This window comes from Alcaligenes aquatilis (assembly GCF_003076515.1).
Classification (GTDB): domain Bacteria; phylum Pseudomonadota; class Gammaproteobacteria; order Burkholderiales; family Burkholderiaceae_B; genus Alcaligenes; species Alcaligenes aquatilis.
This window is the reverse complement of the sequence record NZ_CP022390.1, coordinates 2984572-3000797: the sequence shown is the minus strand read 5'-3', so window position 1 is coordinate 3000797 and position 16226 is coordinate 2984572. Positions and strand designations below refer to the sequence as shown.

The 16226-nt window shown below is 55.8% G+C and carries 21 protein-coding genes; 2 read left to right on the top strand and 19 right to left on the bottom strand.

The window, feature by feature from the left end:
- On the top strand, positions 1-1455 hold the full coding sequence (gene cysG, locus CA948_RS13765; protein WP_108728308.1) for a siroheme synthase CysG: 1455 nt from the start codon (positions 1-3) through the stop codon (positions 1453-1455).
- A 256-nt stretch (positions 1456-1711) separates the two neighbouring features.
- Here cysG and CA948_RS13760 read toward each other — a convergent pair whose 3' ends face one another.
- From CA948_RS13760 to CA948_RS13740, 5 genes are all read right to left on the bottom strand, one after another.
- Entirely contained in the window at positions 1712-2461 is a 750-nt protein-coding gene (locus CA948_RS13760) for an ABC transporter permease (protein WP_108728307.1), read from the bottom strand.
- Between the two features lie 86 nt (positions 2462-2547).
- Positions 2548-3744 carry an ABC transporter substrate-binding protein gene (locus tag CA948_RS13755; RefSeq protein ID WP_108728306.1) on the bottom strand — a complete coding sequence of 399 codons (1197 nt, stop codon included), beginning with the start codon at positions 3742-3744 and terminating at the stop codon, positions 2548-2550.
- 10 nt (positions 3745-3754) lie between these two features.
- Positions 3755-4564, bottom strand: a complete 810-nt coding sequence (locus tag CA948_RS13750; RefSeq protein ID WP_108728305.1) for an ABC transporter ATP-binding protein — start codon at positions 4562-4564, stop codon at positions 3755-3757.
- Complete coding sequence (locus CA948_RS13745) at positions 4561-5652, bottom strand: acyl-CoA dehydrogenase family protein (protein WP_108728304.1); 1092 nt, start codon at positions 5650-5652, stop codon at positions 4561-4563. Before CA948_RS13745 ends, CA948_RS13750 begins: the two co-directional genes overlap by 4 nt.
- Positions 5637-6197 carry a carboxymuconolactone decarboxylase family protein gene (locus CA948_RS13740; RefSeq protein WP_094198173.1) on the bottom strand — a complete coding sequence of 187 codons (561 nt, stop codon included), beginning with the start codon at positions 6195-6197 and terminating at the stop codon, positions 5637-5639. The genes CA948_RS13745 and CA948_RS13740 overlap by 16 nt, the downstream gene beginning before the upstream one ends.
- 129 nt (positions 6198-6326) lie before the next feature.
- Here CA948_RS13740 and CA948_RS13735 point away from each other — a divergent pair, with 129 nt between their 5' ends.
- Positions 6327-7295 (top strand): AraC family transcriptional regulator, encoded by a 969-nt coding sequence (locus tag CA948_RS13735; protein ID WP_108728303.1) that lies wholly within the window; start codon positions 6327-6329, stop codon positions 7293-7295.
- A 319-nt stretch (positions 7296-7614) separates the two neighbouring features.
- Here CA948_RS13735 and rpsQ read toward each other — a convergent pair whose 3' ends face one another.
- From rpsQ to CA948_RS13665, 14 genes are all read right to left on the bottom strand, one after another.
- Positions 7615-7890, bottom strand: coding sequence for a 30S ribosomal protein S17 (rpsQ, locus tag CA948_RS13730; RefSeq protein WP_094198175.1), 276 nt, complete (start codon positions 7888-7890; stop codon positions 7615-7617).
- 1 nt (position 7891) lies between these two features.
- Complete coding sequence (rpmC, locus tag CA948_RS13725) at positions 7892-8083, bottom strand: 50S ribosomal protein L29 (RefSeq protein ID WP_003803032.1); 192 nt, start codon at positions 8081-8083, stop codon at positions 7892-7894.
- A gap of 9 nt (positions 8084-8092) precedes the next feature.
- Positions 8093-8509, bottom strand: coding sequence for a 50S ribosomal protein L16 (gene rplP / locus CA948_RS13720; protein WP_003803033.1), 417 nt, complete (start codon positions 8507-8509; stop codon positions 8093-8095).
- 3 nt (positions 8510-8512) lie between these two features.
- Positions 8513-9286 carry a 30S ribosomal protein S3 gene (gene rpsC, locus CA948_RS13715; RefSeq protein WP_003803035.1) on the bottom strand — a complete coding sequence of 258 codons (774 nt, stop codon included), beginning with the start codon at positions 9284-9286 and terminating at the stop codon, positions 8513-8515.
- Between the two features lie 9 nt (positions 9287-9295).
- Positions 9296-9625 carry a 50S ribosomal protein L22 gene (rplV, locus tag CA948_RS13710; RefSeq protein WP_009462426.1) on the bottom strand — a complete coding sequence of 110 codons (330 nt, stop codon included), beginning with the start codon at positions 9623-9625 and terminating at the stop codon, positions 9296-9298.
- A gap of 3 nt (positions 9626-9628) precedes the next feature.
- Positions 9629-9904, bottom strand: a complete 276-nt coding sequence (gene rpsS / locus CA948_RS13705; RefSeq protein WP_003803039.1) for a 30S ribosomal protein S19 — start codon at positions 9902-9904, stop codon at positions 9629-9631.
- 12 nt (positions 9905-9916) lie between these two features.
- Complete coding sequence (rplB, locus tag CA948_RS13700) at positions 9917-10744, bottom strand: 50S ribosomal protein L2 (protein ID WP_042489246.1); 828 nt, start codon at positions 10742-10744, stop codon at positions 9917-9919.
- A 1-nt stretch (position 10745) separates the two neighbouring features.
- Positions 10746-11042, bottom strand: coding sequence for a 50S ribosomal protein L23 (gene rplW, locus CA948_RS13695; protein WP_003803043.1), 297 nt, complete (start codon positions 11040-11042; stop codon positions 10746-10748).
- Complete coding sequence (gene rplD / locus CA948_RS13690; protein ID WP_094198176.1) at positions 11039-11659, bottom strand: 50S ribosomal protein L4; 621 nt, start codon at positions 11657-11659, stop codon at positions 11039-11041. Before rplD ends, rplW begins: the two co-directional genes overlap by 4 nt.
- Before the next feature lie 3 nt (positions 11660-11662).
- Positions 11663-12337, bottom strand: a complete 675-nt coding sequence (gene rplC, locus CA948_RS13685) for a 50S ribosomal protein L3 (protein WP_003803046.1) — start codon at positions 12335-12337, stop codon at positions 11663-11665.
- Positions 12338-12577: 240 nt separating this feature from the next.
- Positions 12578-13420, bottom strand: a complete 843-nt coding sequence (locus CA948_RS13680) for a quaternary amine ABC transporter ATP-binding protein (RefSeq protein WP_108728302.1) — start codon at positions 13418-13420, stop codon at positions 12578-12580.
- Positions 13417-15351: a glycine betaine ABC transporter substrate-binding protein gene (locus tag CA948_RS17945; protein WP_108728301.1), complete on the bottom strand. Its 1935-nt coding sequence runs from the start codon at positions 15349-15351 to the stop codon at positions 13417-13419. Before CA948_RS17945 ends, CA948_RS13680 begins: the two co-directional genes overlap by 4 nt.
- A gap of 271 nt (positions 15352-15622) precedes the next feature.
- The gene (gene rpsJ / locus CA948_RS13670) at positions 15623-15934 is read right to left on the bottom strand and encodes a 30S ribosomal protein S10 (RefSeq protein WP_003803053.1); all 312 of its coding nucleotides are present in this window, start codon (positions 15932-15934) and stop codon (positions 15623-15625) included.
- Between the two features lie 146 nt (positions 15935-16080).
- A complete protein-coding gene (locus CA948_RS13665; protein WP_420866728.1) occupies positions 16081-16191 on the bottom strand; it encodes an EF-Tu C-terminal domain-related protein in 111 nt (36 codons plus the stop codon).
- Positions 16192-16226 lie beyond the last annotated feature (35 nt).

Here is a 16226-nt window from a genome sequence, read left to right as displayed (position 1 = left end):
ATGAACCTTTTTCCTTTATTCGCCAACTTGAAGCAGCGCGCCGTACTGGTGATCGGCGGTGGAGAAATCGCCGAACGCAAAGTACGTCTGGTTCTGGCTGCCGGTGCCCAGGTGACACTGGTCGCCCCCTATGTAGTGGACAGTCTGCAAGAGCTGGCCAAACAAGGGCGCATCACCCTGATTCGGGAGCGCTATCAGGCCCCACATCTGCAAGGGGCCTGGCTGATTATTGCCGCAACCGACAAGCGAGACGTAAACCAGGTCATTGCCCAGGACGCACAAGAAGCGCGCATTCTGGTCAATGTGGTGGACGACCCCGAATTGTCCAGTTTTCAGGTACCTGCCATTGTGGATCGTTCACCGCTGATTATTGCGATTTCCTCGGCTGGATCAGCCCCCATGTTGGCACGGCGAGTACGGGAGCAATTGGAAACCATGTTGGACCACAGCCTGGGTGCGATCAGCCGTCTGGCACAGGAATACCGCAGTGCCATTCGACGCGCTCGCCCCGAGCTGGGTGCGCGCCGCCGTTTCTACGACTGGCTGCTGGATGGCCCGGTGGGTGCGGCACTACGCAGCCACCAAAATGAACAGGCACGCCTTAGCCTGGAAAGCGCACTGCAACAGCCTGAATCGCCCCGTGCCACACAAGGCCGTGTGATTCTGGTGGGAGCCGGTCCTGGAGATCCTGGTCTGCTGACGCTGCACGCCTTGCGCGCACTGAATCGTGCCGATGTGATTCTGTACGATAGGCTGGTATCCGATCAGGTGATGGAGCTGGCCCGTCGCGATGCGCACCGCATTTTTGTCGGCAAACAGTTGGGCGAAGACCATCATCAAACTCAGAACCGTATTCATCAGCTGATGATTGAACACGCCCGCGCCGGTCAAACCGTGGTGCGCCTGAAAGGCGGCGATGGCTTTATTTTTGGTCGCGGCGGTGAAGAGCTGGAATATCTGGCTAAGCACGGTATCGCGTTTGAAGTAGTACCCGGTATTACGGCTGCCATCGCATGCGCGGCTTACAGCGGCATTCCCCTGACACACCGCGATCACGCCCAGTCCGTGCAGTTCGTGACAGCACACCGCAAAAGCGGTCACGGTATCGACGATTGGAACCCGCTGCTCGATACCAGCCAGACAGTGGCTGTGTACATGGGTTTGCAGCAAATCCTGGGCTTTAGCCATGAGCTGGTGCAGCGTGGCCGTAATGCCACTACGCCCTGCGCCTTGATTGAAAATGGCTCGCGCCCTGAACAACGCACCTTGCTGTCCACACTGGAAAGTATTGCCCAGGATGCACAGCAGCATCAGTTTGCCAGCCCCTGCATTTTGGTAATTGGCCAGGTCGCCACCTTGGGCACGACTTTGTCCTGGTATGGCGAGTTGATTGATCAGCTCAGTCCACGTGCCGCGATTGAACAGGATGCGGATAGTACGCTAGTCGCTGCCTGAACCCGCCGTCCCTAGAGTAATAGCTGCACCAAGATGAACATGAAAAGGCCCTCAACATGTCTTGTTGAGGGCCTTTCTATTCGGTATTCCGGTGCTTCTGCAACAGCCGCCAGACACGCACACCACCGTTAACGAGCGATGCAGCAAAAGTGTGAAACGGCAGGTTCCGTGGTCATTTTCCTACCCTGCACTTCTTGAAAGCACTGAGCAGTCAACTGCCTCACCCTCCATGAGGTCGAAGGGCAAGCGTATGTTTTTAACGCTGTCCCAAAGCCGCAAACAAGGCTCGCAAAGCACTATCCAGCAGATAGCCAATCAGACCAATCAGGACAATTACGGCCATCAATTCGGAATACGCCATGCGATCACGCGTATCCAGAATCAGGTAACCCAAACCGGCTGATACGCCCAGCATTTCACAAGGCACCAGCACAATCCATAAGACACCAATCGCCAGTCGGCTACCTGTCAGCACCGAGCCAACAATGCCGGGCAGAATCAAATACAAAAGCGTTTCCAACTTGGTGGCTGCCAGACTGCGACCCAGCATCAGCCAGCGCGGATTCAAATGACGTACACCCGAAGCCGTATTCAGCAAGACAGGCCAGACACCGGCCACACCCAGCAGAAAATAAATCGGTGCATCCCCAATCCCGAAGGCCATGACGGCAATGGGCATCCATGACAGGGGCGAGATCATGCGCAAGAACTGGAACAAGGGAGTTAAAGCAGCATGAGCCCGATTAGACAGGCCCAGCAGCAGGCCAGCGGGCACGCCGACACCCAAAGAGATCGCCAAGCCTACAAAAATACGCTGCAAGCTGGCGCCGACGTGCATCCAGGTCTCCGACCAGCCCAGTATTTCCAGCAGGCTATGAAACGCGGCGGCAGGCCCAAACTGTTGCATCAAGGGGCTGCTTGACCAGACTGTGGCCAAGTACCACAGCACGACTCCCGCCAACAAACCGCCCAAACCCCACAGGGTGCTGGCAATCCAGGCATTCATTTTGGGGCGTCGCAAAGACGCAGCCGATCGCGACTCGGACTGCGTCACAGGCGTCGCACGGGAAGAAGTAGCAGACGCGCTCAAACTCATACAACAATGCTCTCGTTGCGGGTGTACTGCTCGGACAAGCCAAACTGCGCCAGGCCACCCTGCTTTTCCAAAGCGGCACGCACAAAACGATCATCCACCAGATCACTGGCTACGTGTTCAGGAGACAATCCTTCCAGAAAACCACGCTCGCCCTGGATCAAGGTCCCTTGCAGCATTTTCACCAAAGACTCGGTGTAGCTGGGGAAGGGATAGGGTTGAAAATCAATGCGCTGGTCGTCCCAGTCCGGGTGACGAATCACACCAGACTTCACGTATTGAGCGCGATCAGCCGGGTCCGGGGATAGCACTTTCAAAAGATTTTCCTGAGTGTGCGGGGTATAACGGTTGCCTCCTTCACGCGACAGGATTTGAGCCGCCTCGGCACGGTTGCTCCGTATCCAGATCTGCGCCTTGACCAGACCCTCCACCACACCTTGCGACCATTGGGGGCGAGTCTGCAAATCCTGCTCGTGCATGAAGGCCACGCAACAGGCGTGATCGCGCCAAACGTCACCGGTAAAACGCAAAATGCGGCCCATTCCCTGGGTTTCTGCCAAGGCATTGAAGGGTTCAGCTACGGTGAAACCGGCAATCCGCCCCGACGCCAAAGCCGGGGGCATATCGGCAGGAGCCATCACCACCAGATTGACCTCATTGGGTGCCAGCGCACCGGCGTTTTTCACGACCGGCGTCAGGCCATGTGCTTTGAGCACATGCTGCAAGACCACGTTATGAATGGAATACCAGAAAGGAATGGCCACCGTCTGCCCACCCAATTGTTCAGCCGAACTGATGTTCTGCGCCACCGTGATGGCAGAGCCACTCATGTGATTCCAGGCCACCACTTTGGCAGGCACTTTGCTGCCATAACGCGCCCACACCGTCATGGGCGAGAGCAAGTGCACCAGGTTGACCTGACCAGAGATAAAGGCCTCAACCAGTTGCGCCCAGCTGCGCACCATCACAGGCTTTTCCACCGCAATGCCAGCTTCTTCAAAGTATCCATTGTGATGCGCGACCAACATGGCGGTAGCATCAGTAATCGGCAAATAGCCGATACGCAAAGGCGCATTCGACTCGCTTTGTGCACGGGCAACGCCTTGAGCCAGCAAGGGCGCGGCACCCGCTACCGTCAGCAAGGACGCCAGTTTCAGCAAGTCGCGACGGGTACGGGACGTAGGAGATTCAATCATAAAGAGCACCTTACGAAACAGAGGCGTGAACCGCCTGGGAGAGGCTTTGCTCCAGATTGGCCACAATTTCCAGGCGTATGGTCTGAAGCCAGTTGTCCAGATGAGATCGGGGATGGGCCGGGCAGCTCCATTCCCGCTGCAAACTGGCAGGACGGCCCCCTAAAAGCAGGGCACGGTCTGCCAGCAAGAGCGCCTCATCAATATCGTGAGTGACCAGCACAATGGCGCAGCCGGTCTGATCGCGTATCGACAGAATCAGCTCTTGCATCTGACGGCGGGTCACCTCGTCCAGCGCACCAAAAGGCTCATCCATCAACAAGACTTGCGGACGTCGAGCCAGACAACGCGCAATGGCAACACGCTGTGCCATCCCACCCGACAAGGCACCGGGACGCTGGTGGCGGCTTTCATATAAACCGACCTGACGCAGCGCCTGTTCAACGCGCTGGCGGCGCTCTGCGGCGGATACGCAAGGCTGACGAGCAAAGCCCAGGCCAAAGCCGGTATTGGCCTGCACATTCAGCCACGGCAAGAGAATGGCTTCTTGAAACGCCATCGCCAAAGCAGGATGAACTCCGCGCACAGCTTGCCCCAGAAAAGAAACCTCACCCAGTGTGGGAGTCTGCAAACCGGCCAGGACTCGCAACAAGGAGGACTTGCCGACTCCACTAGGCCCCAGCAACGCCACGATCTCACCCGCAGCCACATTCAAGTCCAGGTTCTGCAAGATAGTCTGGCCACCGTAGGCCAGGCTGATCCCCCGTGCGGACAAAAGCCCGGCCTCTTCAGAATCGGTATGCAGGGGGGCGGCGGAACTCATACAGCATCCTGCCCAAGTTCAGCTTTCAGTTGCGCCACGGTGGGCGAAATCAAAGGCACCAGCATGGCTTCCCGATAACGGCGCAGCAATTGGGGATGCTTGCCTTGCATATAGGTGGCCCCACCAATGGCGGAGCTTTCCAAAGCCACGGCCTGCGACGCCAGACTGCTTAACTCGATACGGACGTTGAACAGATCAGGCGGCGTAGCCGAGCCGGGTTTACGTACGGCATCAACCAGCACATCCGACAATTCCTGCACACGATCCAGGAAGCGGCGGGCGGGCTGTTCCTGTACCCATTGGCAGCGTGGCGCCGCCAGCACTTGCTTCAAGGAACGACGTGCCAGCCCCATGGCCATGCCGCATTGCAGTGCCATGAAACGAGGGCGCACCGAGCGCACAAAGTGACCCGCATCGGGATGCAGCAAACGCTCCTGTCCCAGACGCACGGTATTGAACGTCAAGGCTGCGGTATTGCTGCCACGCAGTCCGACCAGATCCAGATCCGCCGAACGCTCCAATCCTGGATCGCCCAGCTCTGCCACCCAAATGCCGGCCTGATCCTCGGGCATGGCGGCCACAATGGCGACCAGGCAATGATCGGGGCGCAGATTAGTAATCCAGGGCAAGCGGCCTTCAAACTGCCATTGCCCTTGTTCGGGCTGGGCACGCACTTGCAGCTCTTCAATACCACCCAAAAACTTGATGGCATTGGACAGGCCCGTCGCACCGGCAATACTGCCGTCCAGCAAACCCGGCAAATAGCGCTCACGCATGGCAGGGTCCTGAACGTCGCGCAGGTATTCAATGAACGTACGCTGGCTCCACAGGACAAAACCCGCTGTCAGCGAATGCTCGGCCACTTCCACGATAGATTGAACGGCATCACCGAAGTCAGAAAAGTCTGCTTTCAGGCCCAGACCCAACAAACCGTCTTGTGCCAGGCGAGGCAGCAAGGCCTGTGCCTGGGACGCATCGCTGTCCAGTGACAGGGCATGCTCTTCCAGCCACTGTGCCAAGCCGCGCGACAAAACAGGACGCTCTGAGGCCAGCGCAGGCTGCTCAGCACGCTTTAGGGCGTTTCCCATGCGTAGGCCTCCAGCTGGCTATTGAGCGGCGTACGGGCCAGATTATTGGCAAAGTTGCAGATCGTCGCCAAACCAATGCCGGTAATCACTTCCAACGCCTGCTGGTCGCCGTAACCGGCTGCGCGGAAATCGGCCAGAGCCTGATCCGACACCTGACCACGGGTATCAATCACCGCACGGCTAAACAAAGCCAGAGCCTGCAGGCGCTCGTCGTTGATCTGGTCAAAGCCACGCGCACGCAAGGCAGCCAGGATTTCCGGGTCCAGCTTGGCTTTATTGGTCGCAATGGCGGTGTGACCAGCCACGCAGAAGCGGCAACCATGAGTGGTGCCAGCGACCAGTTGCACCACCTCGCGCTCGACCAGCGACAGGCTGGCGGTGGCATTCAGGGCGGACATATCCTGATAGGCTTGCAAGGCAACGGGCGCATTGGCCAAAATAGCCAGCAAATTGGACAAAAAGCCGCTACCACGTACCGCTTTTTCAAGGGCTGGTTTGACCACCTCTGGTGCGGAGTCCACAGTATGCAAGGTTAAGCGGGTCATGATGGCGACAATTCCTTAGTTAATCCGAGAAGGTTTCATTGTCGATTGCCTGACGCCTTATCTCCATGTGCGAACATAGCGGTATTCATATTAAAAATATCCACGAAAAGAAATAAGCATATTTTCTGCATGAGCCACTCTGCCTTTCCTGACAGCCATTGCGCCGTTGATTCCAAAGACACCGGACACCCTGTGGAGGATCTGCTCTTGTCCGGGCTGGAGATCTCCGCCAGCCTGTTTCACTTGGGGCAATACTGCAATCAATGGGAAAGCAGCCTGCACGGGCATCAACGGGCAGGCTTTCATGTGGTCTTGCATGGACCGTGCTGGCTACATATTCAGCATCAGGAAGCCTTGGCCTTGCAGGCGGGTGATGCGGTGTTCTTCTTGCGTGATGTGCCCCATCGCCTAAGCTCTTCACCCACGCCGCCGAACTGGAATGTGGCCATACAGCGGCAAGCCATGCAGAATCTGGAGCCACAAGTGCCACAGAGCACGGGCTTGCTCTGTGGCTTCCTGGATCTAGGCCGTGGTTTGAGCGAGTTGCTACTGGCAACGGTGCCGGATGTCTTGCTGATTGATGGTTCGCAGGCGGATGCGGATTCGGGGCGTCCCTTGCTGGACTTGATTCAGGCCGAGATGCGACGTCAGCCACAAGCTAATTCCAGCCTGCTGGAGAAGCTGGTGGAGCTGTTGTTGTTCTATACCTTGCGTCAGCAAATCGGGCAGGCACCCGCCGACGGAGCCCTGCCTGCCGGCTTGATTCATCTGGCTAGCGATCCTGCGTTTGGTGGCTTGATCGAGCAACTATTGCGTGAGCCTGCCAAAGCCTGGTCGGTGGACGATATGGCCGCCTACCTGAATATGTCACGTGCGGCCTTTCACCGGCGCTTTACCCTGCTCTGCGGGATGGCACCGGCCCAGGTCCTGTTGCAGCTACGCATGCAGTTGGCCAAACGCCAGTTGGAGCAAGGGCTGACCATGGAGCAGATTGCCGAACGTATCGGCTACAGCTCTGCAGCAGCCTTTAGCGCTGCGTTCAGGCGCAGTGTCGGTATCAGCCCGGCACAATGGCGCAAACAGGAACCACGTGGCTAAGTCTCGAGTACGACTTACGGCGGCAACTAGCCTCTGTTTTCAGCCCAATCATCTACGCGGGTAAATGGCTCGAACCAGAGGGTCGAGTCAATGTCCTGCGCAAGATGCCCTGCTGCCCAGGCAGGAGTGAATCCCACGGGCACTCAAAAACACACGCTAGTTCCAGCCTTCATGCCAGCACCACGCACACCATACGGTCATCCTGATCTTCCAGCACCCGTCGGCAAACAGCCGGGCATAAAAAAACCCCAATCTGTAAACAGATCGGGGTTTTTTGACTTACCAGAGCCAGACCGGAGCCTGGCATCTGAGCAAGCGTTTAGATCACGCGGGCTGCTTCGATCAAACGCACAACAGTCCAGGACTTGCTGCGGCTGATAGGACGACCTTCGGTAATCTCAACGGTATCGCCTTCGTTGCACTGGTTGGTCTCGTCATGCGCTTTGTACTTATTGGAGCGCACGATGATCTTGCCATACAAAGGATGTTTAACGCGGCGTTCAACCAGAACGACGACAGTTTTGTCCATCTTGTTGCTGACAACTTGACCAATCAGGGTACGTTGACGTTTTTCGGTAGTTTGAGTTTCGCTCATCTTACTTTCCTGCGGTCTCAGCCATGACAGTACGGACGCGAGCGATGTCGCGACGTACTTTGCCCAATTGGCTGGTGTTGGAAAGCTGTTGAGTAGCACGCTGCATGCGCAGGTTAAATTGTGCTTTCAACAGGCTCTCGAGCTCTTTCTGGAGCTCGGCGGCATCTTTAGTACGGAGTTCGCTGGCTTTCATGACGTCTCCTTAAGCACCGATCTGACGCGTTACGAACGTCGTCGAGATAGGCAGCTTGGCAGCGGCCAGACGGAATGCCTCGCGTGCCAGCTCTTCGCTAACACCTTCCATTTCGTACAGGACCTTGCCTGGTTGAATCTCAGCGACCCAGAACTCTGGATTACCCTTACCGTTACCCATACGAACTTCGGCAGGTTTCTGCGAAATTGGCTTATCGGGGAAGATACGGATCCAGATGCGGCCACCACGTTTGATGTGACGGTTAATTGCACGACGTGCTGCTTCGATCTGGCGAGCAGTCAGACGGCCACGGTCAGTGGCTTTCAGACCAAATTCGCCAAACGAAACTTGCGCACCGCGAGTTGCCAGACCGGTATTACGGCCTTTGTGCTCTTTGCGGTACTTTCTGCGAGAAGGTTGCAGCATGTTTTATTCTCCTTCGGACGCAGCAGGAGCAGCGTCTTTACGAGGACCGCGGCCACGACCACCTGGACGGCGGTTTTCAGGGCGGTCACCACGTGGACGACGTGGGCGGCGCTCTTCAGGGGCTACGGTGTCAACAGGCATTTCGCCGTTAGGCAGCATGTCGCCCTTGTAGACCCAGACCTTGATACCGATGATCCCGTACGTCGTGTGCGCTTCGGAAGTGCCGTAATCGATGTTAGCGCGCAGGGTGTGCAGAGGCACACGGCCTTCGCGGTACCATTCGGTACGAGCGATTTCGATGCCGTTCAAGCGACCCGAGCTCATGATCTTGATGCCTTGGGCACCCAGACGCATGGCGTTTTGCATGGAACGCTTCATCGCACGACGGAACATAATGCGCTTTTCCAATTGCTGAGCAATGGAGTCGGCGATCAGTTGAGCGTCGGTTTCAGGTTTGCGAATTTCTTCGATGTTAACGTGCACGGGCACGCCCAACAGTCGCTGCAGGTCAGCCTTCAGGCTTTCGATGTCCTCGCCGCGCTTGCCGATCACTACACCAGGACGAGCCGAGTAAATAGTGATGCGAGCATTTTTGGCAGGACGCTCGATGACCACACGGCCAACGGACGCGCTTTTCAGCTTGCGTTTCAGGTATTCGCGCACACGGATGTCATCAGCCAACATCGTACCGAACTCAGCACCGTCAGCGTACCAACGCGAGCTCCAGTTACGGTTAACAGCCAGGCGGAACCCAATTGGGTGGATTTTCTGTCCCATTGTGACTCCTTAAGCGCCGACTTTGACCACAATGTGGCAAGTCTGCTTCTCAATACGGTTACCGCGGCCTTTGGCTCGTGCAGAAAAACGCTTCAACGACTGAGCCTTGTCCACGTAAATGGAGGTGACTTTCAGTTCGTCGATATCGGCGCCGTCATTGTGCTCAGCGTTGGCAATAGCCGATTCCAGAGCTTTCTTGATGATGCCAGCGGCTTTCTTAGGAGTGAAAGTCAGCGTATTCAGAGCGTGAGCGACGGACTTGCCGCGGACCATGTCCGCAACCAGACGTGCTTTTTGCGCCGAAATATGGACTCCACGAATAATTGCTGTAGTTTCCATCACTTATCTCCGGGCCTTTTTGTCCGCAGCGTGACCCTTGAACGTACGGGTCAAAGCGAACTCGCCGAGCTTGTGGCCAACCATGTTCTCGTTGATGTAAACGGGAATGTGTTGACGGCCATTGTGAACGGCAATCGTCAGCCCAATGAACTCGGGCAGGATGGTAGAGCGGCGCGACCAGGTTTTGATTGGTCGCTTGTCGTTACCCACAACGGCTGCGTCAACCTTTTTGATCAGGTGAGCATCAACGAATGGGCCTTTTTTAATCGAACGTGACATAGTGTTCGCCCCTTACTTGCGCTTACGGCGCGAAACAATCATGTTGTCTGTGCGCTTGTTACGACGGGTGCGGTAGCCCTTGGCAGGCGTACCCCATGGGCTGACTGGCTCACGGCCTTCACCCGTACGACCTTCACCACCACCGTGCGGGTGATCGACTGGGTTCATCGCCACACCGCGAACGGTAGGACGAATACCACGCCAGCGAACAGCACCGGCTTTACCGATTTGACGCAGGCTGTGATCGTGGTTGCTGACTTCGCCAATCGTGGCGCGGCAGTCGATGTGGATGCGGCGAACTTCACCGGAACGCAGACGTACTTGAGCGTACGTGCCTTCACGAGCCAGCAACACAGCGGAACCACCAGCGGAACGAGCGATTTGAGCACCCTTACCAGGCAGCATCTCGATGCAGTGAATGGTTTGACCCACAGGAATGTTGCGGATAGGCAAAGTGTTGCCGGAACGGATAGGAGCTTCCGCGCCAGAGACAACCGTTGCACCCACTGCCAGACCACGAGGGGCGATGATGTAACGACGCTCGCCGTCTGCGTAGCACACCAATGCGATGTGAGCGCTGCGGTTAGGGTCGTATTCCAGACGTTCTACTTTCGCAGGAATACCGTCTTTGTTGCGACGGAAGTCGACAATACGGTAGTGCTGCTTGTGACCGCCGCCACGGTGACGAACCGTGATGTGGCCGTTGTTGTTACGGCCAGCACTGCTGGATTTCTTTTCCAGCAAAGCCGCGTAAGGAGCGCCTTTGTGCAGTTCAGGGTGAACTACTTTGATCATGCCACGGCGACCTGGCGACGTTGGTTTTACTTTTACCAATGCCATATTAGTTCACCTCAGAAAAGTCGAGTTCCTGACCGGGCTTGAGCGAGACATATGCCTTGCGCACACTGCGGCGGCGACCCATGAAACGGCCAAAGCGCTTTTCTTTGCCCTTCTGATTGAGCACCTGCACCGACTCAACTTCTACCTTGAACAGCAGTTCAATAGCAGCTTTGATTTCAGGCTTGGTAGCATCAGGAGCGACGCGGAAAGCGATTTGCTGATTTTTTTCGGCAACGTACGTGGCTTTTTCAGTCACGACAGGAGCCAGAATGACTTGCAATAGACGTTCGGCGTTCATCCCAACATCTCCTCAAACTGAGCGACAGCCGCTTTGGTGACCAACACTTTTTTGTAGTGGATCAGGGACAGCGGGTCAGCGTAGCGTGGCTCAACCACAGCAACGTGAGGCAGGTTACGCGTAGCCAAGTACACGTTCTCGTCCAGCGCGTCGGTGATGATCAGCACGGATTCCAGGCCCAGGTCTTTCAGCTTGTTGGCTGCCAGACGAGTCTTGGGTGCTTCCAGAGTGAAGGAATCAACAACCAACAGACGCTCGTCACGGACCAACTGAGACAGAATCGCGCTGATACCGGCGCGGTACATCTTCTTGTTGACCTTGTGCGTGTAGTTTTCTTCACCGGTGTTGGGGAATGCACGACCGCCTCCACGCCACACGGGCGAGGATGTCATACCAGCACGAGCACGGCCAGTGCCTTTTTGGCGCCATGGCTTTTTGGTGCTGTGGTTGACTTCGGCACGAGTCAATTGCTTGCTGTTACCGCTGCGAGCATTGGACTGGTATGCAACAACGATCTGGTGAACCAGAGCTTCGTTGAATTCACGACCGAAAACGGTTTCGTTGGCCTGCAATGTGGATGCAGCTTGGCCTTGTTCGTTCAGGAGCTTCAGTTCCATGGATTAGGCTCCTTTCACAGCAGGGCGCACAACGATATTGGCATTCTTGTGACCTGGGACAGCGCCCCGGACCAACAACAAGCCACGCTCGGCGTCGACGCGGATCACGTCAAGATTCTGAACCGTACGGGTAACATCACCCATATGGCCCGACATTTTTTTACCTTTGAACACACGGCCTGGATCCTGGGCTTGACCAATGGAACCGGGTACGCGGTGCGAGCGCGAGTTACCGTGGCTGTTACGCTGGCCGCCAAAATTGTGGCGTTTGATGGTACCGGCAAAGCCTTTACCAATCGTAGTGCCCGTAACGTCAACCTTCTGACCCGCTTCGAAAATGCTTTCCACAGCAACTACGGAACCGGCGGAAAGCTCGGCGATAGCAGCGGGGTCGAGGCGGAATTCTTTCAGGATGCTGCCAGCTTCAACGCCAGCTTTTGCATAGTGCCCTGCCTGGGGCTTGGTAACGCGTGTTGCACGACGGGTGCCAAAGGCAACCTGTACAGCGGCGTAACCGTCAACTGCGGGCGTCTTGACCTGGGTGATGCGGTTGTTGGACACGTCCAGCACGGTCACAGGGATGGACTCGCCTTCCTCTGTAAACACACGGGTCATGCCAACTTTACGCCCAACAAGGCCCAGCCGCCACGCGGCAGGCGTAGGTGTCGAGTTCGACATCGTTTTCTCCATTCCTGACTACGATTGGTCAGGGCTAACTGAGAGTACACGCAATGATTTGCGCGACGACCATAGCCAAAACTTTTTGGCTAAGCTAGTAAATATAGCACGCGGCTGTAAAGCCAAGCAAGATTTACTGCAAAAATCTGCCCTAAACTGCTTGATTGACAACAGTTTTTTCGGATTTGGCCGTCGTGGCTATGCAGTCACGATCAGAAAAATTGATTCATGATCAATTTTCTATTGATGTGCCTTATTCACAAAACGGGCGACGTATTCGTTCACTGGTTCATCACGAATTTGAGCCGGAGTACCGCTTTGTTCCACCCTGCCCTCGCGCAACACCACAATATGCTGACCCAAGCGCAATGCCTCATCAATATCATGCGTAATAAAGATGATGGTTTTGTTCAGGCTGCTTTGCAGGCGTAACAGCTCGTCCTGCATCTCGTAGCGAATCAAGGGGTCCAGCGCCGAGAAGGCCTCGTCCATCAGCAGGATGTCGGCATCCACAGCCAAGGCACGTGCCAGACCGACCCGTTGCTGCATCCCCCCTGACAATTCATCGGGGTAGTTATCGGCATAGTCGTGCAAACCCACACGCTCCAACCATTGCCGAGCCTGCTCCCTGGCTTGCGAGCGTTTGTCGCCCCGTACCTCAAGGCCGAAAGCAACGTTCTCCACCACTGTTAAATGGGGCAGCAAACCAAAGGCCTGAAAGACCATGCTGATTCCATAGCGGCGAAATTGCCGCAAGCGGGCCAAGTCCAGCTGCAATATGTCCTGCCCGTCTACCAACACCTGCCCGGCGCTTGGATCGATCAGGCGGTTAATGTGACGCACCAGGGTGGATTTACCTGAACCGGATAAGCCCATCACGCAGGAAATCTGCTGCGCAGGAAAACAGGCATCCACACCTGCCAGCCCCACAATGCAATCCGTCTGCTTTTGTACGGCCTGTTTGTCGGCCCCCTGCTTTAACAACGCCACCGCTTCCGTCGCCCGGCTGCCAAAGACTTTATAGACATCTCGCAACTCTATCTTGCAGGTCTGCTCGCCCGAGGGGGTAGGTATGGTATTCATGCTTGCCTCCTGACCTTGCGACGATGACGCTGGGAGCGACCAAAGGATTGAGAGATTCGGTCAATAACAATAGCCAGGATCACGATCGCTACTCCCGCCTGCAAGCCACGCCCTATATCCAGGGTCTGAATGCCGGCCAGTACGTCTTCACCCAAACCTTGGGCGCCAATCATGGAAGCGACCACCACCATGGACAGTGCCATCATCGTAGTTTGATTAATGCCCGCCATAATGCTGGGACGTGCCAGAGGCAGGGTCACTTTAATCAGCATTTGCCAACGCGTAACCCCATAGGCTTGTGCCGCCTCCATCACATGCTTGTCCACCTGTTGCAAGCCCAAACTGGTCAGGCGAATCAAGGGAGGAACGGCATACACAACAGTGGCAAGAACCGCAGGTACTTTACCTAGGCCAAACAACATCAGCACCGGAATCAGATACACGAAGCTGGGCATGGTCTGCATGACATCCAGCACAGGCGTCAGCACTTTTCTAAGCAGACGGCTGCGGGCACTCAGAATACCCACCGGGACACCGATCAGGACAGAGAAAACAGTTGCCACCAAAACCAGGGTGAAAGTTTGCATCAGCTTGTCCCACAGGCCCATGGCGCCTATCAAGTACAAGCCCCCCACATACAGCAAAACGGGCAGAAAGCGACGCTGTCCCCACCAGGCCAACAAGCCGGTCAAAGCCAGAATCGCCCAGGCAGGCACCTGTTGCAAAGCGCGTTCTACCGGCAAGATGGCATATGTCAGAATCCACGAACTGATCTGGCGAAAGCCTGTCCCCCAATCTTGCACGGCAACCAACAACTGACGATTCACCCAATCTGCAGCTGACCACTCCGGGAAGAAGCGGGACTGCGCTGCGGCTACCGGCTGTATTGACTGAGGTTCCAAAGCTGCCTGCAAGCGATCTGCCTGGGCCATTGGCATCCACTGACGCCATTGCTCTGCATTCTCTTTCAGGAATTTTTGTACCTGCGTGCTGGCGTTCTGCCCACCTTCCGTCATGCCCAAAATGATCTGGTTCATCTGCTCTGGCTCCAACTGGATCTTTTCAAACAAGGCCACCAGCTCGGGGTGAGACTCCACGAAAGGGGTGGAAACCGCAACCCCTATATTGGCCAAGATGAAATCCGTAGGACAAATCTCGCCCTTGCCTGAGACAGCCGCCTTCCAGCAGGTTTCATTGAAAGGCGCACTGGCTAACTTCTTGAAGGAGTATTTCGCCATCAGGCCCGCAGGCTGCCAGTAATAGAACAGGATTGGCTCACGTCTGTCATAGGCGGCACTGATTGCCGCATCCAGCGCCGCACCCGTACCGGGTCGGAAATTCTGATAGTGTTCGCCCAGGCCATAAAGATCAAATAGGCGGCTATTGAACGTTTCACACACCCAGCCGGACGGACAGTTATAGAAGCGGCCCTTGTCAGGTTGCTCCGGATCACTAAAGACGGCGGCGTAGCGTCCCAAATCCTCAACTTTCTGCAGATCAGGAGCCACTGGCTTGATTCCCTTGGCAGAGTCGCCATCGACTACATAGTCTGGCACATACCAGCCCTGCTCAGCCCCGCCTTTTAAGGTATTGCCCAGCACCTGAACCTGACCGGCTTCAATGGCTTTTTCAATGATCTCTGTGCGTCCTGACCAGATCTCGCCAATCACCTGAATATCATTCTGAGCTAAGGCACTTTCCAGAGCCGCCGAAGAACCCGGCACCCGTTCCGTCTTGCAGCCGTAGGCCTTCTCCAGAATCTGCTGATACAGCTCAGTGCTAAACGCTGCGCTTTCCCAGCTCAGATCAGCCAGCCGTATGGGTTTGTCGTCCGCACACACTTGCGCTGATGCACTGCTTGCCCACAGACATAGCCAGAGTGCCAGGAAATACCACCAGGCCAGGAACGGCTTTCGTCTCCGATTTATCATTCTTGTCCTCCTTAAAGCCTGCACATCGTCGCATTTGTTTCCGGGTCAAAGTGTGTCCGGTCGTAAAAAATATACCAAACCCCCCTTTATCCAATAGCAATGCTGTGATGAATGCGCCACGAAGAGGCAAAGAGCAAGGCTATCGTCCTTTTTAGGGGAATCGAGCAATCGCGGCATCCGCTTCTACATCAGAAACAAATCTACAGACGAAAAAAAACGCCATGCAGTTGCATGGCGTTTCTTTCGATGTATCTCGAACAGCTAGGCAGAATTACTGCAGAGCGATTTCGACGTCAACACCGGCTGGCAAATCCAGACGCATCAGAGCGTCGACGGTCTTGTCGGTAGGATCGACAATGTCCATCAAGCGCTGGTGGGTACGCATTTCAAACTGATCGCGCGATGTCTTGTTGACGTGCGGCGAACGCAGAATGTCGTAGCGACGGATACGTGTTGGCAGTGGTACTGGACCACGAACAACAGCGCCGGTGCGCTTGGCGGTTTCTACGATCTCAGCAGCAGACTGATCGATCAACTTGTAATCGTAAGCCTTCAGACGGATGCGGATTTTCTGGTTTTTCATGGGTAATCCTAAAGAACGATATAAGTGGGGGCTTTTTGACTGAGCTTATCAATTGCTCGAAGAAACTCTGACTAAAAAGCACCCCTTTTGGGGGTAGCAAAGACGCGGCGGGAAGGTTTGCACCTTCACACCGCGATCAAGGCTTATTACTTGATGATTTTTGCAACCACGCCAGCGCCAACGGTACGGCCGCCTTCGCGAATAGCGAAGCGCAGACCTTCTTCCATGGCGATAGGAGCGATCAGGGACACTTTCATCGAAATGTTGTCGCCTGGCAGAACCATTTCTTTGT

What these genes read in the sequence shown, in the direction of transcription:
- cysG (WP_108728308.1), top strand. Translation starts at nt 1, where the DNA reads ATGAACCTTTTTCCTTTATTCGCCAACTTGAAGCAGCGCGCCGTACTG.
- CA948_RS13760 (WP_108728307.1), bottom strand. Translation starts at nt 2,461, where the DNA reads ATGAATGCCTGGATTGCCAGCACCCTGTGGGGTTTGGGCGGTTTGTTG.
- CA948_RS13755 (WP_108728306.1), bottom strand. Translation starts at nt 3,744, where the DNA reads ATGATTGAATCTCCTACGTCCCGTACCCGTCGCGACTTGCTGAAACTG.
- CA948_RS13750 (WP_108728305.1), bottom strand. Translation starts at nt 4,564, where the DNA reads ATGAGTTCCGCCGCCCCCCTGCATACCGATTCTGAAGAGGCCGGGCTT.
- CA948_RS13745 (WP_108728304.1), bottom strand. Translation starts at nt 5,652, where the DNA reads ATGGGAAACGCCCTAAAGCGTGCTGAGCAGCCTGCGCTGGCCTCAGAG.
- CA948_RS13740 (WP_094198173.1), bottom strand. Translation starts at nt 6,197, where the DNA reads ATGACCCGCTTAACCTTGCATACTGTGGACTCCGCACCAGAGGTGGTC.
- CA948_RS13735 (WP_108728303.1), top strand. Translation starts at nt 6,327, where the DNA reads ATGAGCCACTCTGCCTTTCCTGACAGCCATTGCGCCGTTGATTCCAAA.
- rpsQ (WP_094198175.1), bottom strand. Translation starts at nt 7,890, where the DNA reads ATGAGCGAAACTCAAACTACCGAAAAACGTCAACGTACCCTGATTGGT.
- rpmC (WP_003803032.1), bottom strand. Translation starts at nt 8,083, where the DNA reads ATGAAAGCCAGCGAACTCCGTACTAAAGATGCCGCCGAGCTCCAGAAA.
- rplP (WP_003803033.1), bottom strand. Translation starts at nt 8,509, where the DNA reads ATGCTGCAACCTTCTCGCAGAAAGTACCGCAAAGAGCACAAAGGCCGT.
- rpsC (WP_003803035.1), bottom strand. Translation starts at nt 9,286, where the DNA reads ATGGGACAGAAAATCCACCCAATTGGGTTCCGCCTGGCTGTTAACCGT.
- rplV (WP_009462426.1), bottom strand. Translation starts at nt 9,625, where the DNA reads ATGGAAACTACAGCAATTATTCGTGGAGTCCATATTTCGGCGCAAAAA.
- rpsS (WP_003803039.1), bottom strand. Translation starts at nt 9,904, where the DNA reads ATGTCACGTTCGATTAAAAAAGGCCCATTCGTTGATGCTCACCTGATC.
- rplB (WP_042489246.1), bottom strand. Translation starts at nt 10,744, where the DNA reads ATGGCATTGGTAAAAGTAAAACCAACGTCGCCAGGTCGCCGTGGCATG.
- rplW (WP_003803043.1), bottom strand. Translation starts at nt 11,042, where the DNA reads ATGAACGCCGAACGTCTATTGCAAGTCATTCTGGCTCCTGTCGTGACT.
- rplD (WP_094198176.1), bottom strand. Translation starts at nt 11,659, where the DNA reads ATGGAACTGAAGCTCCTGAACGAACAAGGCCAAGCTGCATCCACATTG.
- rplC (WP_003803046.1), bottom strand. Translation starts at nt 12,337, where the DNA reads ATGTCGAACTCGACACCTACGCCTGCCGCGTGGCGGCTGGGCCTTGTT.
- CA948_RS13680 (WP_108728302.1), bottom strand. Translation starts at nt 13,420, where the DNA reads ATGAATACCATACCTACCCCCTCGGGCGAGCAGACCTGCAAGATAGAG.
- CA948_RS17945 (WP_108728301.1), bottom strand. Translation starts at nt 15,351, where the DNA reads ATGATAAATCGGAGACGAAAGCCGTTCCTGGCCTGGTGGTATTTCCTG.
- rpsJ (WP_003803053.1), bottom strand. Translation starts at nt 15,934, where the DNA reads ATGAAAAACCAGAAAATCCGCATCCGTCTGAAGGCTTACGATTACAAG.
- CA948_RS13665 (WP_420866728.1), bottom strand. Translation starts at nt 16,191, where the DNA reads ATGAAAGTGTCCCTGATCGCTCCTATCGCCATGGAAGAAGGTCTGCGC.